The following is a 26,014-nucleotide window of genomic DNA, read 5'->3' as shown; positions in this document are numbered from 1 at the left end:
AAATCACGCATCTAATTCCGCAACGGAAACGGAAACTTCATAGCCGAGTAAATATAAAGCCTGCTCTAATGTCTCAATTTTTGACGCATGATTCACATCCAACAGGCGGTCTATCTGCGGCCCTTTCTGATTAAGCTTGCGAGCCAAATCCGCTTTTCGCGTACCGGTCTGGATCATCGCGTTATGTAACGCCGCTTTCAGGTTGACCAGTACGGGAAGGTGAATGCGTATTTCGTCGTGCTGCAACGCTGACGGCTGCGGAATCGGTATTCTTGAATCAATGTATTCTCCAATAATTTCCGTTAACCAACGGGCCGCTTCCAGAACAATATCTTCTTCTGTGAATGCGGTGGATGTTAAGTTTTTGAAATCCCGATAAAGAATTTCATACTGTCCTGAGTCTTCATCAAAACTCACTAATGCCGGGTAATTGAACATATAACACCTTTGCGTTATGGAAATCGATAACAGAATAGCATGAAAGTTGTGTAATACAACATTTTTGTTATCTTTTAGGGCGACAGAGGAGGAAGTTTTCGCTTGGGCGTATCGTAACGATGAACCGCCAGGCGTTCCGGGCTGCGCCGATCTGGCTCCCGCCCTCTGTCAACGCGCTACCTAAAATCGGCATACGGGGTCAGCGGCTGGGGCGGGCTGTCCAGATCGCCGTGCCAGCCGGCGGCGGAGTAGCGTATGTAGATCATGCCGTGGCTGGGGGGTAGTCTTTGGCTTTCTGAATATCGACGCCGGCCCCCAGCGTCCAGTGCGCGCTAAGCCGGCGTTCGACCACCGCTTGTACGGTATAGCCAAATCCGTGGCTGCCGCCGCCCGGTTCAACGTAGTTCCTGTCACCGTCCGTCAAGCCGGCGTTAGCGGGCAGACTGGATAGCGGATAACGCCGCTGGTCTTTGGTGGAGGAGTGCGACCAGGAAACCGAACCACCCACTTCCCATGACCAGTTATCGGTACGTTGGCGGTAATTAACCGGTATGCTGGCGGAGTAGTATTGCTGCGGGCTGTAGTATCCGCCCTGGCCGAGCGAATAACCGCTCAGATCCTTTTGATAATGCATCCACAGGTGGTTGAGGCCGACGGTAACCCGGCGGTTGTCCTGATTGACGACTTTGTAGTAATATCCCGCCATGGCGCGCAGGCGCAGGTTATCGGCAACGTTTTTCCCGGTGATTTGATGGGCGCTGAAATTACTCCAGACGCCGTGTTGCGCCCCCCGGTCGTAGCTTAGCCCCAGGGAGACGCCGTTTGCCCGGACGCCGCCCCAGGAGACGCCCGTTCCCGGATCTTTGGCGCCGGCGAATGCCAGCAATGAGCTGGAAATAGGGCGGCGCGAGGCGGTTGTCGTCCAACCGATGTTCTTCCAGTTACCGCTGTAGCTAATGCCGCCGACGATATCGACCACCTCGAAACCGATCGGCGTGGTGCCGATGTCCGCTTCCCAGCGATCGTTTTTCCAGCCCGCGGCGATGCTGGTGCCGGTGGTTTTCTGTTTTTTCCCTTTGGCGCATTGCAGATCCGCGCAGGTGCCGAATCCGGCATCGTTGAAACCGTGTTTGTTTAGCGCGAACGAGCCCGCATTCATGCGGATGGTATCGGTGCGCAGAAACGCCCGTCCGTCATACCAGGGCATGTCCGCCTGCAGCATAGTGTCATGCGCTTTCAGGTTGGATATGCCGCCGGTGCCGCTGGAACGCCAGTAATCGTGGCCGAGCGTGACGTTAATATCCTGCTGGCGATACAGGTCGGCGGCGTCGGCGCGAACGCTGCGTTTTAGCCAGTCATCGCTGGGGTCACTACGCGTTAGCCTGGTGTAGGCGGCGTTATCCTGCGGCACCACCGGCGTGATGCCGCCGGCGACCATCGCCCGGCGATAATCCTGTTGCGCCTGTTCCGGCTGTAACCGCCGCCGTTCAAAGCGGGCGGCATCGCGGTAAACCAGCGCCTGGTCTGGTTCCGGCGAGTCTTTTTGCGCGTCGATGCGCAGCCGTTGAAAAAGCGCCGCCGCCTGTTCGGTGTTGCCGACTGCCTGCCAGGCGTTGGCGACCCGGCGCCGGCTGTTGAGCGTGTTATCGGTTTGCCCGGCGGGCTGCTGCAGGCGCTGGCGGGCTTCGTCCAGCCTTCCCTGCGCGATAAAGGCTTCAACCTCGCCCAGTCGCGCGTCGGGGTTTTGTGGTTCACGCGCGATGACCTGTTGATAAGCCGCCAGCGCTGCGTCGTATTCGCCACGTGCCAACGCCCAGTCCCCCAGCTCAAGATCGATTTGCGGGTTGGCGGGCTGCCGGTTCAGGTAGGCTATCGCGCCGGGCTCGTCGCCCGCATCGCGCATCGACCGGGCGCGCTCCAACGCGGTTTGCAGCGTCAGGCGCTGCGACAGTTCGTGCATGTTGCCGTTCCACTGTTCGGCGGGCAGCGTATTGAGCTGCGCCAGCGCCTGCGCGTTTCGATCGGTAGCGGAGAGATACAGCGCGTAGGCAAAGTTTTTCTCGGCGCTGGCGGGGGGCCGAGCGGCCGCGTTCTGCAACATGCCGTCAGCCTGCTCGAATTGCCCCAGATTTCGCAACGTTTGCGCATAGCGGTAAGCCATCCAGATATCGTCGGGATCCCATTGCCGCGCTTGACGATATTTGTCGGCGGCCTGCGCCCATTGCCGCTGTTCGAAAAGCTGGTCCGCCTGCTGTTTCATAATATCTCGCCGCAGGCCGTTGAGCGTATCGCGCAGCGTATCTTGCTGGGCGCGCGGCAGTCCGTTGATATAGGCCAGCGCGCTTTCCGGCGACCGGCGCAGATGGAGGTTTACCAGCCTGCGCAACGCGCTGCCGTTGCCGGGCGCGAGATGCAGCGACTGCTGATAAGCGACTTCGGCGGCGGCGTCATTTTGAGCGGCGACGGCCACGTCGCCCAGACCGATAAGCGCGTAAGCATCGGTATTATCCAGCCGCCGGGCCTGATTATATTTTAGTTGCGCCAGCATCAGGTTATTGGCCTGCAGCGCGTCGTCGCCCTCTTTTATCGTCAGCCAGTAACGCGTGCTTTTGATCAGCGTTTCCCATTTTCCCGCGTTAAGGTGGTTGATATCGGCCTGTAACGCCAGTTGAAACTGGGTCAGCGCTTTTTCCCGATTACCGGCGCGCAAATAGGCTACGCCGATGGCGCCGATCAATTCAGAGTCGTTGGGCGATGCGGCCAGCGCTTTGGTCAGTTGGCTGATAACGGCGGCGCCGCTATCGCCTCTGCTGATTTTCTCCAGGCCGTCGAGGCGGGCCTGATAGGCCGGATCGGCCAGCATGGCCTGCTGTTTTTTCAGCATTCTACGGCCGGTTTCAGCCTGATTGCTCTCGCCGAACACCGTCATAAAACGCTGCAAGGCGTCGACGCTCTGCGGCGTAACGTCCATTCTGCCGACGATTTCCAGCCACAGCGAGCCCGCCGAGCCAGCGCCGGCGGGGTCCGACGCGAGTTGCCGCAATATGTCGTAAGCCTGCTCGTTATGGTGTTGACTGAATAACAGGCGGGCCAGCGCGACGCGTAGCTGCACGTTGCCGGGATAACGCCGATCCAGCGCTTCCAACTGTTTAATGGCTATCGGCTCCTGGTCGGGCAAGCGCGCCGCCAGACGCCAGTATTCAACGGCCAGTTCTATCGTGGGCGGTTCGCCGTGAAACAGTTCATCGTACCGGGCCTTGGCTTCGGCGTAGCGGCCCGCGCCTGATAGCAGACGGGCCTGCTGCAGCTTTTGCCGGACGTCTTGCTGCGTCAGCGCCAGATTCATCTCCGCCTGACGATAAATCTCAGAGTCCGGCGCGATCGCCCGCAGTTTTTCCAACTGTTGACGGGCCTGCGCTTGATCGCCCTGACGCAGCGCCAGGCGCATTCGCGCCATCATAATCTCAGGATTATTCGGGTCGATCAGCGCCAACCGGTTGAGCGACTGGCGCACCAGATCGTCTTTGTAACGCGCTTCCCCCAGATGTATCTGTTCTATCAGAAACTGCTGCGGCGAAACCGCCTCCGCGCTCTGCGCCAGCGGGATGACGGCCAGATACAAAGGCAGCAGCGCCATCGCTGGTCTGGAGATTAGTTTTTTCAGCATCCTCATGAGGTTTAATCTTTTTCAGCAGGCGACAGACGGCGGCGGCTGATTATCTTCAGCGCGCGCCATAACAGCCAGGCGATGATGACCACGGTCAGCGTGGAAATGAGCGCCAGCCATACCGGGTGCGTCGCCAGCGTATGCCAGAGTCGCTCCCACCAGGGCAGATGGCCGACGTAATAGACGTCGCCTACCAGCAGGCTATTGACGCCGGAGTCGCGGATAACCGCCGCCGAGCCGAACAGCGCGGCGCGTTTGCCGTCGTCGCTCAACGCATTATTCAACAGCGCATAGCCCTGCGGGCTGTCCGCCAGCAGCGCGACGATACTGCGCTGATCGTGATAGGGAGACTGAATGCCGATAATGGCGGACATCGGCGCGTCAGAACCGATGGTCGTTTTCGTGTCCGGTATGATGTCGTCGGCCGCCGCGTCCGTATCCGCTGCCGCGACCTGGCGGGTCGGTTGTTTTACCCAGCTTTGTGCCGTATTCACCAGCAGATTGATTTTTTCATCATCACGCAGTTCGGGAGGGATGGAGCCGATCAGCAAAATATCAAGATCCTGCCGGCCGGCCTGGACCCAGTCATCGCTCAGTTGCATGGCCAATGCCGGGTAACCGGTGCGTGCGCCGATACTTCCCAACGCATTAAGTAACGTACTGACCTGCGAGGGGGTGGGTTGTTTGTTGATGAGCACCAGCGTTTGCGATAAATCGGCCAGCCGGCTGAAAGGGTAACCCGCGGTAACAAAGGCGCGCAGATCCGGCATGGACATAAAGTGACGGTAACCGGAGAAGTCGATTGTCGAACTGCCGTCAATCATTGCATGGTTGACGACGGGGGTATAGGTTTCGCATCGTCCGGCCGCGCCGCTGGCAAGGAGCGTCGTGTAGGTGAAATCGAAACGCAGTTGATTGATGGTTCCCAGCTTTAACGCCGGGATCCTCAGGTTTTTATCCGAATCCCACAACCCCTGCGTCAACGGCAAACGCAGCAGCAATGAATCCTGATCGTGCTCCGGCACCAGGGAGAACGCCTGAACAAACTGATTATTCAGGTGCACGCTCAAGCGGGAGCCGTCTTTGAGCTGCGGCGCGGTATAACGATATTTCAGCTTCATATCGATGCCCTGACTGCGGATCAGGAACAGGTCGGGCGGCAGGTTCAGGTTCAGCGCAATCGGGTAGGGCACCGTGCCGCTGGTTTGCAGCTGTCCTTCATATTGCTGGAGTTCGGAAAAGGTCATCGGACGGTTGGTTCGTACCCAGTTCGGCGCATCGTAAGGCTGCCGCGGCGCCAGTTGCTCAACCTTATCCACCGTGACGCTTTGCCCGCGGAACAGAATGTTGCCTTGCACCATGCCTTGCACGGCGGTGATCAGATCGTTGTCATCCCGGCCTTGTACCAGCAGCAATTTGGTATACGGATTGTCGGGATGGTTGATGATGGAAACGGTCGGGGCATTGACCGGCGGCATATCATGCAGGAAGTCCGGGCGTTGCTGGTTGGTGACGAACACGATGGCGTGCCGATCCGGCAACTGGTTAAACAGCGCCGGGAATGATTGCCCGCGCCATTGGGCTTTGCTGCCGAACCAGGATGCCAGGATCGCCGCCGCCCGCTGCTGCGTCAGATCCGGCCGCTGGGCGAATACCATCGGCAGCGTCAGCGGCCGGTTGTCCCGGTTATCAAAAAAAGGCGCCGGGAAGGGAGATAGCTCGTTTTTCAGAGGCAATGCCTGGAATTGCAGGTTAAGCGAACTCGATTTGCTGATGTCCAGCCATAGGGATGTGCTGGCCGGGCTTTCGCAAATGTTTGAATAATGGCCGATAAATTCCAGCTGTACCCGGTTAAAGTCGCTGATATAGCGAGGGTCGAGCGGCATCAGAATATGGCTGGGTTTCCCCAACCGATCCTGGGTGATGGCGGCGACCCCCATCAGTTCGTCATTCAGATAAACCTTGAGGTGAGATTCCACGGGCGTCAGCGACGGGGATGGGGTGAATTCCAGATCGAGCGCCGCCTGCGTGACCACTTCATCGCCGCGTACGCCGAATTCGATCTGCCCATACGGACTGGTGCCGCGTAGGGAAATAGAGCCCGGCGAGGGCGCAATCTGCGCGAACGACAGCTTCACGCTGCGTATGGGCTCATGGTTTTCTTGTGGTATCTCCTGCGCTATGGAAGTGCTCACGGCGGGCTGGAGATCCGTCTCAGTGGTCGGCGTAACGGCGGCCTGAGACAACGAACTGATGCCTAAAGCAAAGGCGGTAAACCAGGTTGTTTTTTTCGTCATCATGTCATCATCGATATTAAAAGCCTATCTCGCGGCAGCGAGAGGGAGAGTGAGAGTTACAGCCTTGCGGGGGGCGTGTATAAGTCTGGCGGCGTTTCGTCGGGCTGTTTCCCGACGTAACGCGGAGTGAACGACAGCGCCCAGGCAATCAAGGTGGTGAAAGCGACGAAGACGCTGCGTATAACCGGGGGAGCGTAATCCGTCATACGTAAGTAGCCACGGAAGCCCAGCGTCAGTACGTCACGCAGGCTTTCGATCGGCCGGTCTTCGGGGACGCCGTCCTGCCATAACGCCCAGGTATCTGCTCGTGCGAAGGTGCATTGAATAAAATCAATATGTTGCCTGGTGGTTAATCCCATCATTCGCAGGCCGATTTTATTGCCGAGGATTCTGGCGATTTTAAAAGGGAAGGCGAACTCCTGCCGGCCGCGATGCAATAACAGGGAAATGTCGTCGCCTTCCCGCAGCCGTCCGGGTTCCCGCATTTCTATGCCCACGCCGCCGTCGGAATAGTCGTTCATCACACAGGGGAAAAGGTGGCCGTCGGCACAGAGAACCGCGGCAGGCATCGCCATCGCCACCCGGTGCGATTGGCGCACCTGTTTCGTCTCTATGGCAACCGCTACGGCTCCGCCGAGAATCGTCATGTTGTAGACAACCCACAGCAGGCTGATGATAACGGTCATCATTTCTTCGGGCGCGCCATAACACAGACGCCATATTCCGGCTATCAGCCCGGCGATGTTCAGCAGCACCAGCAGCAGGTAAGGCTGGGTGATTATCCAGTCGACGTGCTGCTCCTCTATCAGCCCCCCTTTGGCGGTAACGTTAAATTTGCCTTTATGCGGGTTGAACAACGCCACGGTAGTGGGTCTGGCGATGTACCACGCCAGCACGGTTTCATAGATTTCACTCCAGAAAGAGTGACGGTAACGCCCCTGAATACGGGAATTCGTCAGGCTGGCGTGAACCATATGCGGGAAAACGTACAGAGCGATGGCCTGCGCCGGGGCGAAAATTATATAGGCGTGCAGCAGCAGGAAGGCCAACGGCGCGGTAAGGAAGATCAGCCGGGGAATGCCTGACAAAAAATGCAGCATGGCGTTGGCGTAACATAGCCGTTGTCCCAGTTTCAAACCTTTCCCCAACAGCGGGTTATCCAGCCGGAAGATCTGCGCCATCCCCCTGGCCCAGCGGATACGTTGCCCGATGTGCGCCGACAGGCTCTCTGTCGCCAGCCCGGCGGCCTGCGGGATACGGATATAAGCGGAGGTGTAGTTGAGCCGATGAAGCCGTAATGACGTATGGGCGTCTTCGGTGACGGTATCGGTTGCGATGCCGCCGATTTCATCCAGGGCTTTACGGCGCAGAATGGCGCATGAGCCGCAGAAAAAGGCGGCATCCCACATATCATTACCATCCTGCACCAAACCGTAGAACAGCGTGCCTTCATTGGGGGTGCGGCGGAAACGGCCAAGATTGCGCTCGAAGGGATCGGGCGAGAAAAAGTGGTGAGGCGTTTGTAACATCGCCAGCTTTTTATCTTTAAGGAACCATCCCATGGTTAATTGCAGAAATGAACGGGTGGGCACATGGTCGCAATCGAAAATGGCGACAAACTCGCCTCGGGCCTGTTTCAGCGCGTGGTTGATATTGCCGGCCTTCGCGTGTTCATGAGTCGTGCGGGCGATGTAGTGTATCCCGACCTGTGCGGCGAAAGCGCTGAACTCGGGGCGGCCGCCGTCATCAAGGATATAGATATTGAGCTTATCCTGCGGCCAATCCATCCCCAGCGCGGCGTAAACCGTTGGTTTTACGATTTCCAGCGGCTCGTTATAGGTCGGCACCAACAGATCCACCGTCGGCCATTTTTCGCTCTCCGACGGTAAGGATACCGGGGCGCGGTTAAGCGGCCAGATGGTCTGAAAATAGCCCAGCACCAGCACGACCCAGGCATAGGTTTCCGCCGCCAGCAGCAGTACGCCGCAGAGCAGGCTCAACGGATCGTCCCAATTGAGCGTCGTGGTATAACGCCACCATATATAACGACAGGAAATGGTTAAGGAGAGCGCGATCATCATCAGCGTCGGCATGCGCCCCGGAATGCGGCGCACCAGCAGCGCAATGCCCCAAAGCAGCAGCATAAAAATAAACTGTGATAAAAGGTCAAACGGTTGGGTGATGCACAGTAAGGCCAGGGCGGCGCATAACAGACTGATTACGGCAAACAACAGTTTCCGTAGCCCCTTTGCCGCACGAGGGGCGTTCGCGTCGCGCTCTGTTTTCGTATCCGCGCGCGGAATATGCCGGGAAAAACCTTGCAACCCATTGATATAACGCGGCAGCCGGCCGGACCATCCGGAAAAACGGTTTTTGCCGGGCGCCGTTATTGGGCCGTTCTTGACGATCAGCAGCCATATCCCCTGCGTAAGATAGCGAAGCAGATCGGCGGGGCGAGGGCTTCGGGACGATATATGCGGGAACCAATAGCCGTGAGCCTGCCGAATTTGTTTCCAGCTATCGGATTCCAACGTCAGAAACGTCCAGCCAAGTATCGTCAGAAGCGTCGTCAGGAAAGCGGCAACGGCGCAAGCGCCCTGTCCGCGATAGCCGGCATAGCGTTTCCGCGCCGCCTGATAGGCCGAAGGCGCGAGAAAAACGCGTAGTATCTGTTTCATACCGCCTCTTTCGTCAGATGAATCAGACACCAGTTCGCCAGCGTAACGATCTCTTCCGCCGCAACGCTTAGCGAGCTGTATTCTCCCAGAGGTTGCTTCGCCGCCAGCGATTCCGCCAGCGCCTCGTCGCGGTGAATAACCAGCGGCAGCAAGTGTGGCAGCGTATGCAGCCATAGCTGATGCAGATCCTGCTGCAACACGCTGGTGGGGGTAAACTGGTTGATCAGAAAATGGCGCTTAGCCGGCAATTCCTGCTGGTGTAACCGCAAGTGACAGTTCGCATCGGGCGTGAGAAGCAGCAAAACGGCGTCAGCCGCGGCCAGCGCCTGGCGGGCCAGCGGGCTGTTATCCGCCGGGGCGTCAATCAGGATCCATCGGTGCCTGCCCTGCGCGTTGATCTGCGCCAGGTTGTCCCGCCAGAAGGCAGGGGCGTGAATACAATGCTGTTGCAGCGCCGTAATTTCGATCTGATTGAGCTGGCCGAACGGCAGAAAATCAAGCCTGGGCACATATTGCATCGCGCTTTGCCGCCAAGGCGCGCCATCCGCTTGCGCTCGCGCCCAGCCGGATGATTGCGCGATGGGCGTATTAAAATGGAGGCGCAATAAATTATCCGACGAGAAATCAATGGCAAGCACGGTTTCGCCCAATAGCTGCAACGCCCACGCCAGCCCCGCGGCGACGGACGTTGTTCCTACGCCGCCCCGCACGCCTTGTAATACGATTACCGGCATATTCAGCGGCTCCCCGTCGATTCTTTCAGCTCCGCCAGCAAGGGCCAGCGCTTCATCATTTGGGTTAACCGCGTTTGGAGAGATATGTCTATATAGTTTATTTTCGGCAATGAAAAAGCCTGCCCTAATACACGCAGATCGTCGTGCATCCCGGCATAGGCTACCGTTTGCGAATAATCGATTTTATCATCCATCTTAATGTCTCTGAAAACGGGATTATTTTATTGATAATAGTTTTGGGAAATAACAACCATATCCGTACATATTTCAGGTACGGATGTATTGGCCTTAATTGCGCCCGGCGCTTTGCCGGGACTAAACCTTACAGGAACCGCTACAGGAGGCGTTTAAAACTGTCGCTGACATATTTATTGCTTATCCCAATCACTGATTTAGTAATATTCTTATAGAAATTCTCAATAATAACGCTCTCCCTTCGGTTGGGTTAATTAAGATATAAATAGGTTATTAGAGAACATTCCTATTTATATAACCGAAGGTTGAGATTTCAAAACGTGGTGTTAAAGTCTACATCTCAATTATTATTGATGATAGATCAGAATGGCTTTCTCAGAAAAGAAATTTATCATATGACACAGTCATTTTCATTAGGTGTCCGAAGGCTTGGGAATGAATTGTCATTACTACAATCGCCCGGTTTTTATTGGGTTAATATTGAACGTGAGTCGGATGCCACATTATTTTGTCAGCAATTAATTAGCGCTCAAACAAATGATACGCGCATGGCGCTAATATGTTGCGAAGAAAACAATGAACCGCTATTCACACCATTATTTTTAACCAAATTAAAACAAACGCCTTACTATATTTTACCGGAAAAAAAGGCGGCGTTATTTCATTTCACCAATGATTTGATGCGCGTATTAAAACCGAAAGCTCGGTTATTGGTCTTTTATACGCCGGCCGGTCTGTGGAGCGGCATCGGTCGGGAAACAATGCAACGCTGGATGAGCGAAACCGGTGAATGGTTGCGGCGGCGACAATGCACGCTAATCGTTCTTAACCATGGCGACGATATCGCTAAACTGAACAATACGCTTATTTCCCAGCATCGCGCATTGTATGGTTTAGCCAGCCTGTACCGGCGGCAGAATCGCGTACAATATTCGGCGTCCTGGTGGGGCACGGAAAATGGCATCACGGCCAATCAGACGCGGATGCTGGAGCCGGAAACGGAAGGGTGGCGAGCCGTTGATGACGGCGAACGGCCGCCGGCTCCTTTACTGAGTGATGAAGGGTGGTATCTGGCGGAAAAAAGCGTTTTGGAAGGCGCGCCGGCATTATCGGAAAATTGGCGTGTTTTTAATGAAAATCAATCGATTATAGAGCAAGGCATGTCGGCTTATGCCGCCACCCTGATTTTTGCGCTTCACAATCCCCGTCAGGTGGAGAACCTGGCCAGACAAATTCATCGTCTGCGCCGCCGGCGTGGCGAGATGCTGAAAATCGTGGTGCGGGAAATGAAGCCAGCTCTGCGATCCAGCGATGAACGCCTGCTGCTGGCGTGCGGCGTCAATACTATCGTGGCGCATACCGAGCCGCTTTCCCGTTTTCTTTCCCGCCTTGAAAGCGTGCAGGGCCAGCGTTTCACCAAACATATTCCCGCGGATATCGAGCCGTTGCTGATCATGACGCGCCCGTTAAACGTTAAAGGTTATCTGCCGCCGGACCGGTTCGCCCAATCCGTTAAACAGCTTATGAGCAACACGATGATCCCGGCGGGAAGCAAAGGCCTTTTGGTCGCGTTGCGCCCGGTTTCCGGATTGCTTGCCGCTCAGGCATTGACCCTTTGCAGCTTAAGACGGTTCGGCGATGTTATTACGATATCCCAAGGGCGTTTATTGCTATTTCTTTTCACCTGCCGCATGAACGAACTGGATATGGCGCTGAAATCAATTTTTCGTTTACCGGTTGATGAAATATTCAGTAATCGAATAGCGTGGTCGCGGGATGCGCAAGTGCTTTCCGCAATTGATCTATTATCCGCAGACGGCGGAGGCGGGGACATACCGCCGATTAATAATTATGTTCCCGCCGGAAAGGAAACGCCGTTACAGAAAGAACAGATAGTTCGCCGTCGGCCCGTCGCTATTTCTTTATTCGCCGAACAATCGAGAGAAAATACATGCTAAACCTGATCGATATAGTTCAACTGGTCATGTTGAGCGCCGTAGTATTTTTTACGCTTGGCTACGTTGCTCATCGTTTTATTCCCCGCTGGCTTGAGTATTGGGAATGCCGGTTATTATCACCGAGATATCTGAAGTCCGCAGACATTTGGCTGCGTGACGGTTCTTTATCAAAAATTAAGAAATAAAATGGACGAGAAAAATATACACACGCAACCAAATCAGAATGCGTGGCGCTACTGGCGCGGGTTAGGCGGCTGGAATCTCTATTTTTTACTTAAATTCGCCTTGCTGTGGTTTGGCTATCTTAATTTTCACCCATTGCTCAATCTGGTATTTCTGGCGTTTTTATTGATGCCGATTCCCCCGCTCAGGCTGCACCGTTGGCGGCATATTATTGCTATTCCAATCGGCATCGGGTTGTTCTATCACGATACATGGCTGCCTGGAGTAAATACGATCTTTCATCAGGGCGGTTATCTCGCCGATTTCGACGCGCTATATTTGCTGGAGTTAATCAACCGGTTTATTAACTGGCAGATGGTCGGCGCCGCGTTGGTGATGGTGGTGGCCTATCTGTTTTTTTCCCAATGGATTCGCATCACGGTATTTAGCGTGGCTATCCTGGGATGGTTGAACGTGGTGCACCTCACCGGGCCGATGGTTTCTTTGGCGCCGAATGCGGCGGCGGCCGCCGGCAACTCGTCAGGCTCGGCCGGCGGCGCGACGCTATCGTCGCCCGCCGATAACCTTCCGCCCACCAATGAGAATCTGACCGCTTACCTGAATCAGTTTTACGCGCGGGAAAAAGAACGGGTATCGGCTTTTCCCGAATCACTGTCTGAAGACGCGCAGCCCTTTGATCTGTTGATTATCAATATCTGTTCGCTTGCGTGGTCGGATATGGAAGCCTCACAGCTGATGGATCATCCGCTGTGGCGTAAGTTCGACATCCTGTTGAGTAACTTCAACTCGGCGACGGCTTACAGCGGGCCTGCGGCCATTCGTTTGTTACGGGCAAGCTGCGGTCAGGAATCGCATCACGATTTGTATCAACCCGCCAATCAACAGTGCTATCTGTTTGATAACCTGGCCAAGCTGGGTTTTGAAAAGCAGTTGATGCTCGATCATTCAGGCGTATCCGGCCTATCCGGCAACTACCTGAAAGGGCTCCATGATTACGGGAGTTTGCCGTCGGCGATGATGTCTCAGGCGGGCATCAGCTATCAGTTGACCTCATTTGAAGGCGAGCCGATTTATAACGATCTGGAACTGCTTAACCGCTGGCTGGATAACCGTTCAGAGACGGGACGCAGCGCGACTTTCTTTAACCTGCTCCCGCTGCATGACGGTAACCGTTTCGTCGGCACCAATAAATCGGCCGACTACAGGCCGCGGGCGAAAATTCTGTTCGACCAGTTGGATACCTTCTTCGATGCCCTGCAAAGATCAGGACGAAAAGTGATGGTTATCGTGGTGCCGGAACATGGCGCGGCGCTGGTGGGCGATAAAATGCAGATGTCGGGGCTGCGCGATATACCTAGCCCGGGCATTACGCATGTCCCCGTCGGCGTGAAGCTGTTCGGTTTACAGGCTCCGCCGCAAAGCAGCCCGTTAGAGGTTAAATCCCCAAGCAGCTACCTGGCCGTTTCCACATTGGTCGCCCGCATGGTGGATGGAAAAGTCTTTTCCGCGCCGGTGATTGACTGGCCGGCTCTGGCGAAAGATTTACCGCAAACGGAAGCGATTTCAGAGAATGAGAACGCGATCGTCATGCCGTATCAGAGCAAACCTTATATTCGTCTTAATGGCGGAGAATGGGTGCCTTACCCGCAGTAAGCTGTGTTTTTCCGGGCGGAGGCCGGCTTCCGCCCCTTTCTTTCCCCTCCCGCTGATACGGCGGGAGGCGCGCCATTTTACTCCCTCGTCGTATCGCTCAAGTTTTGCCTTCATCAATCGTTCATCCTGTCCCATTACTTTTTGTTCATTCCCCGGCGTGCGATGGGATGCCCCATATTCCGCGATGTAAAGGTGGATTCAGCATTGCCAGGGGCTTAGGATTAAGATGAAATCCTGAAGATACAAGAAGAAAACAGCATTGGGGCGAAGGGCGGCTGCCTTATACTAACCAGGATTTATCAGACGCCGGCAAAGCAAGGCGCGATTTAACTATTATTTTAAGCCCATAACCGGGCGCTCGCGGCAAATTTGATAACACAGCAGCAGTATGGAATTGACGGAGAAAGTGTTTGCGGCTCAGACGTTCGTTAACTATTAAGCAGATGACAGCCGTGTCCGCTGTGGCGCTGGTTACCATCAGCCTGTTTATAGTGATACAGCTTTTTCACTTCGTGAATCAACGTCGTGACGATTATGCCAGGCAACTGGAGGTCATCGCTTACTCTGTGCGCCAGCCGTTAACGGAGGCCGTGCTGCAGGGCGAAGTGCAGCGGGCCGAAGATATTCTCAACGGCTTATTGCCGGTCGGCTTTCTGAGCCGCGCCGATGTGATTTTGCCCGATGAATTTCAGACGCTGCATGCCAATTTCCCGACTGAACGAACGGTGCCGGATTGGATAGCCAGGATCTTTGAGCTGCCGATACGCATTTCCGTGCCGCTATATTCGCCGCCGCAGACGCAGAATTCGACGCCATTGGCGCACCTGGTCTTGCAGGCCGATTCTTATCGCATGTTTCAGTTTATCGTCAGCACCTTTTCGACCATGCTGGCGACTTATCTGCTATTGGCGCTTATTTTATCCATCTCCATTACCTGGTGCATAAACCGGCTGATGGTGCATCCTCTACGGGCGATTATTGCTGAATTACAGAGTCTGACGGGGGAGGAGATCCCCCGCCATCAGTTGATGTTGCCGGAATGGCATAAAGATGATGAGCTGGGCATGTTGGTTCGCAGCTATAACCGCAATCAGCAGTTGCTGGAGCAATATCTGGCTTGTGCCGCCGCGCGGTATGGTCTGCCGGATCAAGCCGATTTTATGGTTCGTCTGCAACAACGGCTGGCGGAAAACTCGCCCCTTAGCCTGATGGCGATAGGTTTTGATCCATTGCCGGCGGATAACGGCGGTCAGGAGGGCGACATTTTCTTTGATCCGGTCAATCAGCTGAAAGCGGCTGTTGATGAGCTGGGGGAAAAAGAGTCTGTTTTGCTGGCTTGTCTGGACAAAGACGAATTTGCGCTATTGGGGGATCGGCAATTGGCCGGGAAACCGGCGCAGGTCTGGATCCAGAACGTTATGCGACAAATAAACGCATCATTTATGTTAGCCAACGGTCAATCTTCCCCGTTTGCCTGCGCCGGCGTCCTCAACCTTGATGTTCACGATATAAAAGAAACGAAGCGCGCGGATTTTCTTCTTTCACAGGCCCGTTTCGCCATGCAATTGGCCCGCCATGAAGGGAAGGGCGGCGTTCACGTTTTTGTAAATAAATAGGCAGATCATTATTTTAAATACTGACTATTATGGTTTTTTTGTACGCAAACTGATTGTCCTAAGTGACGTTTTTTTGACGTCATGTGTTGCGCTATATGACGCTTTGTTGCAAATAAATTGCGCCAATGTTTAATATTCATATTTGCTGAAGCGATTCCTCTCTTATTTTTAACCAATCGTTCACAAACTAAAGTTAGAAAACATTTCCAGACTATTATTGCGGTGTTATTTTCCGGCGCAATCACAGGTGGTATTCCCTACACATATTCTATTTATTCACCTGTGTTTCCCTACCATAGGACATAAGTATGAAAACATCTATTTTTAAAAGTCTTTATTTTCAGGTGCTTACTGCTATTACGATAGGGATACTGCTGGGCCATTTCTATCCTGAACTTGGTGAGCAGATGAAACCTCTGGGTGATGGATTTGTTAAATTAATCAAAATGATTATTGCGCCGGTTATTTTTTGTACCGTGGTGACCGGTATTGCCGGCATGGAGAGCATGAAGTCCGTGGGTAAAACCGGTGCGGTCGCTCTGCTCTATTTTGAAGTCGTCAGCACTGTCGCCTTGATCATCGGGCTGATAATTGTGAACGTGGTGAAACCGGGGGCGGGCATGAACGTTGATCCCGCCGCGCTGGATGCCTCCGCCGTGGCGGTTTACACCCAGCAGGCCGCTCAACAGGGGCTGATTCCGTTCTTGATGGACGTGATCCCGGCAAGCGCGGTCGGGGCGTTCGCCAGCGGAAATATTCTGCAGGTACTGCTGTTTGCGGTCATGTTCGGCTTTGCGCTGCATCGCCTGGGCGAAAAAGGCAAAATGATATTTGATGTGATCGAAAGTTTCTCCAAAGTCATTTTCGGCATTATCAATATGATCATGCGGCTGGCTCCGTTGGGCGCGTTCGGCGCAATGGCGTTCACCATCGGTAAATACGGGCTGGGCACGCTGGTGCAGTTGGGCCAGCTGATCGTCTGTTTCTATATCACCTGTCTGCTGTTTGTCTTCCTGGTGCTGGGCAGTATTGCCAGAGCGACGGGATTCAGCATCTTCAAGTTCATCCGCTATATCAAGGAAGAGCTGCTGATTGTGCTGGGAACCTCCTCTTCCGAATCGGTGCTGCCCCGCATGCTGGAGAAAATGGAGAAAGTCGGGTGTAAGAAATCGGTTGTCGGCTTGGTTATTCCCACCGGTTATTCCTTCAACCTGGACGGCACCTCGATTTATCTGACGATGGCCGCCGTCTTTATCGCCCAGGCGACCAATAGCCATATGGATATCTGGCATCAGATCACGCTGCTGGTGGTGTTGCTGCTCTCTTCCAAAGGGGCGGCGGGCGTTACGGGCAGCGGGTTTATCGTGCTGGCGGCCACGCTTTCCGCGGTAGGTCATCTGCCGGTGGCCGGCCTGGCGCTGATTCTGGGTATTGACCGCTTCATGTCGGAAGCGCGCGCGCTGACCAACCTGATTGGCAATGGCGTAGCCACTATCGTGGTGGCGAAATATTGCCGTGAACTGGATGAAGATAAGATGAACGCCGTGCTTTCCGGCGATAAAGGCGATACCGATAATAAAGGCGATAAAACGGCGGAAACGACGACGTTGTCATAATCCACGCTTTCCCGCCCGTACCGCTTTTCCCCACTGTACGCTTGTGCAGTGGGGAAAGTTTTTTTCAGCGCAGGACGTCTGGCGCACCGCGCGCCGAATCACAGTATGGAAAACGCCGAACGCCGCCGGCGCAAGCGCGGGTTTAGCGCGGTATGCAGCGCATCGCTCAATAAATTCAGCGCCATCACCGTCAGCATAATGGCGACGCCCGGAATAGCCGTCATATACCAGCCGGTTCTCAGCGCATCCCGCCCGGTGCCGATCATCGAACCCCAGCTCACCACATTCGGATCGCCCAGACCGAGAAAAGACAATCCGGCTTCGGAAAGAATCGCGTTGGCGATCAGCAGCGCGGTGGAAACCACCACCGGCGTCCAGGCATTGGGCAGGATTTCACGAAAAATAAGATGCATATCGCTGGCGCCCAGTGAAATGCTGGCGCGCACGAATTCCCGCTGGCGCAGAGACAGAAACTCCGTGCGCACCAGACGGGCGATACTGGTCCAGGAGGTGATGCCGAGCGCAACGGTGATGGTGGCGATGGAGGGCTGTAGCACCGCCACCAGAATAATCGCCAGCAAAAAAGCCGGGATGGTTTGAAACAGCGTGGTGATGCCGGTCAGCACCCGATCCACCGGGCCGCGATAAAACCCGGAGAGCACGCCGACGGCAATGCCGATAAACAGCGCGATCAGGGTCGATGTCACGCCGACCAACAGCGACACGCGCGCGCCGTGCAGTAAGCCCGCCAGCAGATCGCGCCCCATCAGATCGGTTCCCAGCGGAAATTGGGCGTCTTGTCCCGGCCAGAGATAAGGCTCCGCCACCATGTTCATCGGATCGTCCGGGAAAAACCAGGGCGCCAGGCATGCCGCGGCGACAACCAGCGCCAGTACGGCCAGACCAATCAGCGCGGACGGCTGTAATAACCAGCGACGCATATTACCTCTCTTTCCTTATTGCTGTTTTTCTCCGCCTGCCGCCGGTAATGCGCACCCGCGGGTCAAGCCCGGCGTGCGCCATATCCACCAGCAGGTTGGAGGCCACCACCAGTACGCTGCTGAATAGCAAGACGCCCAGCAGGATGGGGATATCCCGGTTCCTGATCGCCTCGAACGATAGCTGTCCCAGTCCCGGCCAGGCGAAAACGGTTTCCACCACGATGGAGCCGCCCAGCAAGGCGCTGCTTTGCAGGCCCAGCATGGTGATCACCGGGATGATGGCGTTACGCAACGCATGGGTGAAAATCACGCGTCCTTCGCGCGCGCCCTTGGCCCGCGCGGTACGGATAAAATCTTCGGATAGCGTTTCAATCATTGAGGCTCTTGCCAGCCGGGCATACACCGCCATGTAGTAAATGGTCAGTGTCAGCACCGGCAACACCAGGTGCGCCGCAATGTCCCGCAGTTTATCCACCCCGGCGTAGCCGGCATTGATATCTTGCCAGCCGCCGGCGGGCAGCCACTCCAGCTTGACGGCGAACAGCACGATCAGCATCAGCGCCACCCAGAACATCGGCGCCGAGTAGCCGATGGTGGAAAGCATCGAAATGGCCGAATCCGCGACGCCGTGAGGACGGCGCGCCGATGCGACGCCGAGCAGTACGCCGCCCGCCACCGACAACAACAGGGCGCCGCCCACCAGCAGCAGGGTCGCCGGCAGCCGATCGACGATCAGATCCAATACCGGCTCGCCAAAGCGGAATGAAAAGCCCAGATCGCCCTGCGCCAGCTGTAGCAAATAGGCGGCCCACTGCGCGACGATATGGCGATCCAGACCGTAAAGTTCGCGCAGCTGCTGAATATATTCCGGCGTCGCGCTGCCGCTTTCACTGGCGATGACGTCCACCAGGTCGCCGGGCAGCGCCTTAAGCAGAAAGAAATTCAGGGTGGCGATGCCGATAACCACCCCGGCCAGTTGCAGCAACCGGAGAAAAATACGTGCCGTCATGGTGTTACGCCCCTCGCTCAGGCGCTTTTTTTATCCAGCCATACATGGGCGAAATTATTCTGACTGTGGTTGAAGGTATCCGTCACGTTGCGCAGGTTGCGGGCCCAGATGCCGAACCATTTGAATTCAAACAGGTTAATCTGGGGAAGATCGCGCTGCACGATGCGTTGCAGATCGTGATAGAGCGCCAGCCGTTTTTGCGGATCGACCTCGATCTGCGCCGCTTCGATAATGGCGTCAGCTTCCGGGCTGGCGTAGCCTGAGGCGTTGGTCCAGGGCGTACCCTTGCTTTCCGCTTTAGACCAGTAGAGCTGCTCGACGCCCAGTTGAGGATCCGTCCAGTTTACCCCCCAGGAGCTGGCAAGCTGATAGTCATAGTTCTTGAAGACATTGGTCGTCCAGGTGGCCAGATCCAGCGCGCGCAGCGTGACGTCGATGCCGATGGCGCGCAGCGCCTGACGGACGAACTCGCCGGTGCGGCGATAGTCATCGCCAAACGGAATGAAATCGTGATTGAGCTTAAAGCGCCAGCCGTCGGCTTTCTTCGGATATCCCGCTTCATCCAGCAGCGCCTGCGCCTTTTTGGTATCAAACGGATACTGCTGGGTGTCGGCGGTATAAAAGGTGCTGAGCTGCGAAGATACCGGCCCGGTCGCCGGTTTGGCGTAGCCGCCCCACACGGTTCTGACCAGCAGCTCCTTATTAACCGCGTGGGCGATGGCCTGGCGCACCTTCAGATTGCTCAGAATGGGATCGCGCAGATTGGGCAGCAGCCAGAATGAGGTGGCGAAACCATTATAGCCGTCGGTATCCAGCGTCAGAGTCGGCAGCTTCGCCAGACGGGCGGCGTCGGCGAAGGTGACGGGATTGCGTTCGCCGTACTGGATTGCGCCGGTTTCAAAGGCGGTGGCGCGTCCGGAAACATCGGGAATGATTTTGAACAGCAGTTTATCCAGGAACGGACGCTCAGGCTGCCAGTATTTATCGAACCGCTCCAGCGCGATGTGGCTGCCGCGCTGCCATTCGCGGAACACGAACGGCCCGGTGCCGACGGGTTTGTTGTTGTAAGGGTTGTTGGGAATATCCGTGCCTTCATACAGATGGCGCGGCAGGATAGGAGTGGCCACCACGTCCAGCGCGTTGAGCACTACCGGCGTGGGTTTGGTCAGCGTCAGGATCACGGTATGTTCATCCGGCGTTTCCACGGCGGACAGGTATTGGAACACCCGGCGGGCGAACGGAGAGTATTGTCTCCAGACATTTTCCGCCGAGAATTTTACGTCGGCCGCGCTGAAAGGCTGACCGTCGTGCCACAGTACGTTGCGGCGCAGAGACAGCGTGACGGTCAACCCGTCATCCGATACCGCCACCTTTTCCGCCAGTTGGGGACGCGGCGTCAGATCCGGCGCGTAGTCGAACAGGCCGTCGAAGATCTTGCTGACGACGGTGCGGCCGGGCGTCGAGGTGTTGATAAAGAACGCCAGCGTCGGTGGTTCGGGATGCACCACCGCCTCCAGCGTGCCGCCGCGTACCGCGCCCGCCACGGTATTCGGCAGGCTGCCGACTTCCGCCGCGCTTTCGTTCGGCCAGATGCCGCCAAATACCCCTGACGCCAGAATAGCGCCGGAGATGCCCAGAAACTTGCGGCGGTTGAGCTCGTACTCGACCAGCGCGTCGATATTGCTGTCTGATGGAGGTTTATTCATTATTTGTTGCCCCTGTGCCTGTCAATAAAATCGAAGTAAGTCAACCGCTCAACTTAGCGCGGAAGCGAATGACGGGCTGGCGGATGGCCGCGGCCCGCGGTTTTTTCTTCCCGGCACGGCATCCAGCAGCGTCCGGGTATAGGGATGCTGGGGATGATGCCAGATACGTTCATGATCGCCTTCTTCCACAATGCGTCCGCCGTGCATCACCAGAACGCGGTCGGCGATATAGCGCACGACCGCCAGATCGTGGGAGATAAACAGGTAGGTCAGTCCCAGTTCGGCCTTTAAGTCCACCAGCAGATTGATGATTTGCGCCTGTACGGAAACGTCGAGAGCGGAAACGGGCTCATCGCAGATAAGCAGCTGCGGGCGCAATACCAGCGCCCGAGCGATGCCGATGCGCTGCCGCTGTCCGCCGGAGAATTCGTGCGGGTAGCGCTGGCGCGCCGACTGAGGCAGGCCGACATCGTCAAGAATGCGTACGATGCGCCGCTCGCGCTCGCGCCGATCTTTGATGCCGTGGATCGCCAGCGCATAACCTAAGATCTCATCGATACTTTGGCGCGGATTGAGCGAACCATAAGGATCCTGAAAAACCATCTGGATACGTTTACGCCAGGGCAGCAGTTGGCGGCGCGACAGCGTCAGCAGATCCTGGCCGTCAAAGACGATCCGGCCGCTCTGCGCCTGCTCCAGCCGCATGATGGCGCGCGACAGCGTGGATTTGCCGCAGCCCGATTCGCCCACCAGACCCAGCGTTTCCCCGGCGTGCAGCCGTAAGGAAACATCGTTTACCGCCGTGATATCGTCCTGTGCGGATTCATAGGCCACCGTTAGATTGCTGACCGTCAGCAGCGGTTGCGGCGCGATTGCCGCCGCAGCAATCTCCGCCGAGCGCGCCGGGGGCTGGAACAGGGTGAAGCCCTGTTCGTCGTTGTAACGGATCTCCGCCAGCCGCGACCGGCGATAGTGCGCATCCTGTTCCAGATGCAGCGACGCGTGCAGCAGCCCTTGCGTATAGGTATGTTGCGGATGGAGCAATATCCGATCAGCGGGGCCTTCCTCCAGCTTGCGGCCGTTATGCATTACCGCCACGCGGTCGGCCCACTGGGAAACCACGCCCAGATCGTGGGTGATGAGCAGCACGGCCATATTCAGCTCACGCCGCAGTTCGTCGAGCAGGGCCAGTATCTGCGATTGAATGGTGACGTCCAGCGCCGTTGTCGGTTCGTCGGCAATCAATAGGTCGGGCTGACAGGCGATCGCCATCGCGATCATCACTCGCTGGCGTTGTCCGCCGGATAGATGGTGGGGGTAATCGTCGAAGCGGCTTTCAGGGTCGGGCAGCTTAACCTGATGCAGCAGTTCAAGCGCGCGGGCGCGCGCCTGCCGCCGGGTTAACGTCAGATGCAGGGTCAACGCTTACTCAACCTGCCGCCCGATGGACATCACCGGGTTGAGCGACGTCATCGGCTCCTGAAAAATCATTGAGATATCGTTGCCGCGCACATCGGCTAGCTGCCGTTCTCCCAGACGCAGCAGATCTTTGCCGCCGAGGGTAATGGCGCCGCTGATTTTTGTCTGTGACGGCAGCAACCGCATAATACTCAGCGCCGTGGTGGACTTGCCGCAGCCCGATTCGCCCACCAGCGCCAGCATTTCTCCCTTTGCTATACGCAGGTCGAGATTATCCACCGCCACATGTCCGGGGAAGCGAACGCTCAACCCCTGTATATCCAGTAATGCCGCCATCCCGATACCCTGAACCCGTTTCTTCAGACAGTAATCGGTTACTTTAATCGCGACGGTAGATTGTTTTCTATTATGGTTTCTTCTTACTTATATTCATTGGATATATATAAGCGGCTAATTTTTTCCTGCGCGTTTTTCTTCAGTTTTTTTAAGGTGTTACTCCGCCTTCGCTTTCAGCGGGAAACGTCTGCGCACCACAACAAAGAACAGCGGTACGAAGAAGATCGCCAGGATAGTCGCGGAAACCATCCCGCCGATGACGCCGGTTCCCACCGCGTGCTGGCTGGCGGAGCCCGCGCCGTTGCTGGTGGCCATCGGCAGCACGCCGAAAATAAACGCCAGCGAGGTCATCAGTATGGGCCGCAGCCGCTGGCGCGACGCCTCCAGCGTTGCCTCAACCAGATCCCGCCCCTGTTGATTCATCTCGTTGGCAAACTCGACGATCAGAATGGCGTTCTTCGCCGCCAGGCCGATAACGGTCAACAGCCCGACCTGGAAATAGACGTCGTTCTCCAGCCCCCGTCCCCAGGTGGCCAGCAATGCGCCCAGCACGCCGAGCGGCACCACCAGCATCACCGAAAAAGGCACGGTCCAGCTTTCATACAGCGCGGCCAGACACAGGAACACCACCAGCAGCGAAATGGCGTACAGCGCCGGCGCCTGTGAGCCCGTCAGCCTTTCCTGGTAGGACATCCCCGTCCATTCCAGACCAATGCCCTCCGGCAGTTTTTTCACCAGACTTTCCATAAGGTCCATCGCCGTTCCGGTGCTGACGCCGGGCGCGGCTTCCCCGACGATCTCCAACGAGGAATAGCCGTTATACCGCTCCAGACGAGGCGAATCGCTTTCCCAGGAGGTGTGGGCGAAAGCGGTAAAAGGCACCATTCCGCCAGTACCGTTGCGGACGTACCATTTGCTGATATCGTCCGGCTGCATGCGATATTTGGCGGCCGCCTGCACATAAACTTTCTTTACCCGTCCGCGATCGATGAAGTCATTGACATAGGTGGAGCCCCAGCCGGTTTGCAGCACGCTGTTGATATCGTCGACGGAGACGCCCAGCGCCTGCGCTTTGCGTTGGTCGATATCAATCCTCAACTGCGCGTTGTCGTCCAGACCGTTGTGACGCACCCGGGTCAGCGCCGGATTATCGCCGGCCATCGAGAGCAGTTGGTCGCGCGCCTGCATCATGGCGTTGTGGCCCAGTCCGGCGTGATCCTGCAATTCCATGGTAAAGCCGGCCGCGTTGCCCAGGCCGTTGATGGAGGGCGGACTATTGGCGATGACCCGCGCTTCGTTGATACTGCGGAAGGCTTTGGTGGCGCGTTCGATAATCGCAAAGGAGCTATTGTCCGCCGATGTGCGTTCATCCCAGTCTTTCAGACGGACGAACAGGCGCGCGACGTTCTGCCCGTTTCCGCCGGGGCCGGAACCTACGGTGGAGAATACCGATACCACGTTGTCTTTTTCTTTGGTGAGGTAGTAGCGCTCAATCTTATCCACCACCTTCAAGGTCTGTTGCTGCGTCGAGCCGGGCGGCAGTTGCACCTGCGTCATAAACACGCCCTTGTCTTCCAGCGGCAGAAACGAGGTCGGCAGTTTGATAAACAGGAACGCCATGATGCCGATGATGCCGAGATAAAGCAGCATCCAGCGGCCGCTTCTTATCAGGATTTTCGCCACCCCCCGCTCGTAACGCGCCGCGCCGCGGTTAAAGCTGCGGTTAAACCAGCCGAAAAACCCTTTGCGTCCGTGTTGATGGCCTTTGGCGATGGGTTTGAGCAGGGTGGCGCACAGCGCCGGGGTGAGGATCATCGCCACCAGCACCGACAGGATCATGGAGGAGACGATGGTAATGGAGAACTGGCGATAAATCGCGCCGGTCGTCCCGCCGAAAAAGGCCATCGGCACAAATACCGCCGATAACACCATGGCGATCCCCACCAGCGCCCCTTGAACCTGGCCCATTGATTTCCGCGTCGCTTCGCGCGGGGAGAGCCCCTCTTCGCTCATCACGCGCTCGACGTTTTCCACCACTACGATGGCGTCATCCACCAGCAGGCCGATCGCCAGCACCATGGCGAACATGGTGAGGGTATTCAGGCTGAATCCGCAGGCGTAAAGCACCGCGAAGGTGCCCAACAGCACAACCGGGACGGCGATGGTGGGGATCAGCGTGGCGCGGAAGTTTTGCAGGAACAGGTACATGACCAGGAACACCAGCAGTACCGCTTCAAACAGGGTTTTCACCACATCGGTGATGGAGGCCTTAACAAAAGGGGAGGTTTCAAAGGCGATTTTGGCTTCCAGCCCGCGGGGAAAGTAGTGCGATAGCTCCTCGATACGCGCGCGCACCAGTTTGTCCGTCTCCAGTTCGTTGGCACCGGAGGCCAGCGTTACCCCCAGCCCGGAAGCGGGTTGGCCGTTATATCGGCTGAGAAAGTCATAACTTTCCGCGCCCAGTTCGACTTCGGCGACGTCGCCCAGGGTGACCGCGGAACCGTCCTGATTGACCCGTAGGGTGATATCACGGAACTGCTGCGGCGTTTGCAGCAGCGATTGGGCGTTGATGGCGGCATTCAACAGTTGGTTATCCACCGACGGCGTTCCCCCCACCTGACCGACGGAAACCTGGCTGTTCTGCGACTCGATGGCGGATACCACATCATCGGTGATGAGCGAGTAATCGGCCAGCTTCAAGGGATCGAGCCAGATACGCATCGCATACTGCGATCCGTAGGCGTCCACTCCGCCGACGCCGTTGATGCGGCTGAGCGGCTCCTGAATATTACTGGCGACGTAGTCTGAAATGTCCTGTTTATCCATACTGCCGTCGGTAGAAACAAAGGCGATCATCAGGATATTGGTATCGCCGGTTTTATTGACCGTGACCCCCTGCTGTTGCACGGCCTGCGGGAGTTTTCGCAACGCCGATTGCAGCTGATTCTGCACCTGCTGGCGGGCTTCGTTCGGATTGGTTCCGGCCTCAAAGCTGAGCGTTATCCGCGCCTGTCCGGTGTTGCTGCTGTTTGACGCCATATACATCAGGTTATCCAGCCCGGTCATGCTCTGCTCGATAACCTGCGTTACGGTATTTTCAATGGTTTGGGCGGAAGCGCCGGGATAGTTGGCGTTGATTCGTACAGTCGGCGGCGCCAAATCGGGGTATTGCTCAATGGGGAGCGAAACTATCGCCAGAGTACCGCACAAGCTGAGTAAAATTGCCAATACCCAGGCAAAAATGGGGCGATCGATAAAAAAATTCGCCATTGAAATACAGCTCCTCAGCAGAGTTTATACGCTATGTATGAACCGTCGGAATCGGTAACGGGTAACGCCGTTCTACAAAAAACACCAACCAGTCGGCTAATTTGGCGACAAGGATAAAAACGAAAACACAATCCCCCGCAGGAAGGCCGCTTCATCTGGCCATCCCGGCTTCTCAATGCTTAACCGAATCGTGTTATACGCGTCATACTTTAAATCGCATGGGCGTCGGCTCTGCCGCTCGAATTATTTAGGGTATATACCCGCCGGCGTTCTTATCTGCTCCGGGCGGATCCGCCGG

The 26,014-nt window shown here is 56.3% G+C and carries 15 protein-coding genes and 2 pseudogenes; 5 read left to right on the top strand and 12 right to left on the bottom strand.

From position 1 onward, the window contains the following. Positions 1 to 3: 3 nt before the first annotated feature. The 6 genes and pseudogenes from HC231_RS22930 to bcsR form a co-directional block, all read right to left on the bottom strand. Positions 4 to 438 carry a type II toxin-antitoxin system HicB family antitoxin gene (locus HC231_RS22930; protein ID WP_208228963.1) on the bottom strand — a complete coding sequence of 145 codons (435 nt, stop codon included), beginning with the start codon at positions 436 to 438 and terminating at the stop codon, positions 4 to 6. Positions 439 to 614: 176 nt separating this feature from the next. Then, positions 615 to 4,075, bottom strand: a pseudogene (bcsC, locus tag HC231_RS22925) (cellulose synthase complex outer membrane protein BcsC). Between the two features lie 41 nt (positions 4,076 to 4,116). Beyond that, positions 4,117 to 6,405, bottom strand: coding sequence for a cellulose biosynthesis cyclic di-GMP-binding regulatory protein BcsB (bcsB, locus tag HC231_RS22920; protein ID WP_425490488.1), 2,289 nt, complete (start codon positions 6,403 to 6,405; stop codon positions 4,117 to 4,119). A 53-nt stretch (positions 6,406 to 6,458) separates the two neighbouring features. Next, positions 6,459 to 9,080 carry a UDP-forming cellulose synthase catalytic subunit gene (bcsA, locus tag HC231_RS22915; RefSeq protein WP_208228961.1) on the bottom strand — a complete coding sequence of 874 codons (2,622 nt, stop codon included), beginning with the start codon at positions 9,078 to 9,080 and terminating at the stop codon, positions 6,459 to 6,461. Next, positions 9,077 to 9,814 carry a cellulose biosynthesis protein BcsQ gene (bcsQ, locus tag HC231_RS22910; protein ID WP_208228959.1) on the bottom strand — a complete coding sequence of 246 codons (738 nt, stop codon included), beginning with the start codon at positions 9,812 to 9,814 and terminating at the stop codon, positions 9,077 to 9,079. The genes bcsA and bcsQ overlap by 4 nt, the downstream gene beginning before the upstream one ends. 2 nt (positions 9,815 to 9,816) lie before the next feature. Next, positions 9,817 to 10,008 (bottom strand): cellulose biosynthesis protein BcsR, encoded by a 192-nt coding sequence (bcsR, locus tag HC231_RS22905; protein WP_208228957.1) that lies wholly within the window; start codon positions 10,006 to 10,008, stop codon positions 9,817 to 9,819. A 396-nt stretch (positions 10,009 to 10,404) separates the two neighbouring features. On the opposite strand from bcsR, the gene bcsE reads away from it, so the two are divergent. From bcsE to HC231_RS22880, 5 genes are all read left to right on the top strand, one after another. Next, positions 10,405 to 11,967 carry a cellulose biosynthesis protein BcsE gene (gene bcsE / locus HC231_RS22900; RefSeq protein ID WP_208228955.1) on the top strand — a complete coding sequence of 521 codons (1,563 nt, stop codon included), beginning with the start codon at positions 10,405 to 10,407 and terminating at the stop codon, positions 11,965 to 11,967. Beyond that, positions 11,961 to 12,152 carry a cellulose biosynthesis protein BcsF gene (gene bcsF, locus HC231_RS22895; RefSeq protein WP_208228953.1) on the top strand — a complete coding sequence of 64 codons (192 nt, stop codon included), beginning with the start codon at positions 11,961 to 11,963 and terminating at the stop codon, positions 12,150 to 12,152. The genes bcsE and bcsF overlap by 7 nt, the downstream gene beginning before the upstream one ends. A gap of 1 nt (position 12,153) precedes the next feature. After that, positions 12,154 to 13,803: a cellulose biosynthesis protein BcsG gene (gene bcsG, locus HC231_RS22890; protein WP_208228952.1), complete on the top strand. Its 1,650-nt coding sequence runs from the start codon at positions 12,154 to 12,156 to the stop codon at positions 13,801 to 13,803. A 443-nt stretch (positions 13,804 to 14,246) separates the two neighbouring features. Next, entirely contained in the window at positions 14,247 to 15,419 is a 1,173-nt protein-coding gene (locus HC231_RS22885) for a HAMP domain-containing protein (RefSeq protein ID WP_246494625.1), read from the top strand. A 308-nt stretch (positions 15,420 to 15,727) separates the two neighbouring features. Next, a complete protein-coding gene (locus HC231_RS22880) occupies positions 15,728 to 17,035 on the top strand; it encodes a dicarboxylate/amino acid:cation symporter (RefSeq protein ID WP_208228948.1) in 1,308 nt (435 codons plus the stop codon). A 98-nt stretch (positions 17,036 to 17,133) separates the two neighbouring features. Here HC231_RS22880 and HC231_RS22875 read toward each other — a convergent pair whose 3' ends face one another. The 6 genes and pseudogenes from HC231_RS22875 to acrD form a co-directional block, all read right to left on the bottom strand. Next, a complete protein-coding gene (locus HC231_RS22875) occupies positions 17,134 to 17,976 on the bottom strand; it encodes an ABC transporter permease (protein ID WP_208228946.1) in 843 nt (280 codons plus the stop codon). Between the two features lies 1 nt (position 17,977). Further along, entirely contained in the window at positions 17,978 to 18,985 is a 1,008-nt protein-coding gene (locus HC231_RS22870; RefSeq protein ID WP_208228944.1) for an ABC transporter permease, read from the bottom strand. Between the two features lie 17 nt (positions 18,986 to 19,002). Next, entirely contained in the window at positions 19,003 to 20,691 is a 1,689-nt protein-coding gene (locus tag HC231_RS22865; protein ID WP_208228943.1) for an ABC transporter substrate-binding protein, read from the bottom strand. A gap of 48 nt (positions 20,692 to 20,739) precedes the next feature. Beyond that, positions 20,740 to 20,880 carry an ABC transporter ATP-binding protein gene (locus HC231_RS24245; protein ID WP_246494867.1) on the bottom strand — a complete coding sequence of 47 codons (141 nt, stop codon included), beginning with the start codon at positions 20,878 to 20,880 and terminating at the stop codon, positions 20,740 to 20,742. Beyond that, a pseudogene (locus HC231_RS24200) lies at positions 20,857 to 22,353 on the bottom strand (ABC transporter ATP-binding protein); the annotation flags it as partial. The gene HC231_RS24245 and the pseudogene HC231_RS24200, both read right to left, overlap by 24 nt. 249 nt (positions 22,354 to 22,602) lie before the next feature. After that, positions 22,603 to 25,716, bottom strand: coding sequence for a multidrug efflux RND transporter permease AcrD (acrD, locus tag HC231_RS22855; RefSeq protein WP_208228941.1), 3,114 nt, complete (start codon positions 25,714 to 25,716; stop codon positions 22,603 to 22,605). Between the last annotated feature and the right edge of the window lie 298 nt (positions 25,717 to 26,014).

It is taken from the genome of Brenneria izadpanahii, assembly GCF_017569925.1.
Lineage (GTDB): Bacteria > Pseudomonadota > Gammaproteobacteria > Enterobacterales > Enterobacteriaceae > Brenneria > Brenneria izadpanahii.
This window is presented reverse-complemented; position numbering and strand designations above follow the sequence as displayed.

Bases quoted from the DNA above. Each gene is read 5' to 3' on its own strand.
- bcsA (WP_208228961.1), bottom strand. From the start codon at position 9,080: ATGAAACAGATACTACGCGTTTTTCTCGCGCCTTCGGCCTATCAGGCG.
- bcsB (WP_425490488.1), bottom strand. From the start codon at position 6,405: ATGATGACGAAAAAAACAACCTGGTTTACCGCCTTTGCTTTAGGCATC.
- bcsG (WP_208228952.1), top strand. From the start codon at position 12,154: ATGGACGAGAAAAATATACACACGCAACCAAATCAGAATGCGTGGCGC.
- HC231_RS22880 (WP_208228948.1), top strand. From the start codon at position 15,728: ATGAAAACATCTATTTTTAAAAGTCTTTATTTTCAGGTGCTTACTGCT.
- HC231_RS22875 (WP_208228946.1), bottom strand. From the start codon at position 17,976: ATGCGTCGCTGGTTATTACAGCCGTCCGCGCTGATTGGTCTGGCCGTA.
- HC231_RS22865 (WP_208228943.1), bottom strand. From the start codon at position 20,691: ATGAATAAACCTCCATCAGACAGCAATATCGACGCGCTGGTCGAGTAC.
- bcsE (WP_208228955.1), top strand. From the start codon at position 10,405: ATGACACAGTCATTTTCATTAGGTGTCCGAAGGCTTGGGAATGAATTG.
- HC231_RS22930 (WP_208228963.1), bottom strand. From the start codon at position 438: ATGTTCAATTACCCGGCATTAGTGAGTTTTGATGAAGACTCAGGACAG.
- bcsQ (WP_208228959.1), bottom strand. From the start codon at position 9,814: ATGCCGGTAATCGTATTACAAGGCGTGCGGGGCGGCGTAGGAACAACG.
- acrD (WP_208228941.1), bottom strand. From the start codon at position 25,716: ATGGCGAATTTTTTTATCGATCGCCCCATTTTTGCCTGGGTATTGGCA.
- HC231_RS22885 (WP_246494625.1), top strand. From the start codon at position 14,247: ATGACAGCCGTGTCCGCTGTGGCGCTGGTTACCATCAGCCTGTTTATA.
- HC231_RS22870 (WP_208228944.1), bottom strand. From the start codon at position 18,985: ATGACGGCACGTATTTTTCTCCGGTTGCTGCAACTGGCCGGGGTGGTT.
- bcsR (WP_208228957.1), bottom strand. From the start codon at position 10,008: ATGGATGATAAAATCGATTATTCGCAAACGGTAGCCTATGCCGGGATG.
- bcsF (WP_208228953.1), top strand. From the start codon at position 11,961: ATGCTAAACCTGATCGATATAGTTCAACTGGTCATGTTGAGCGCCGTA.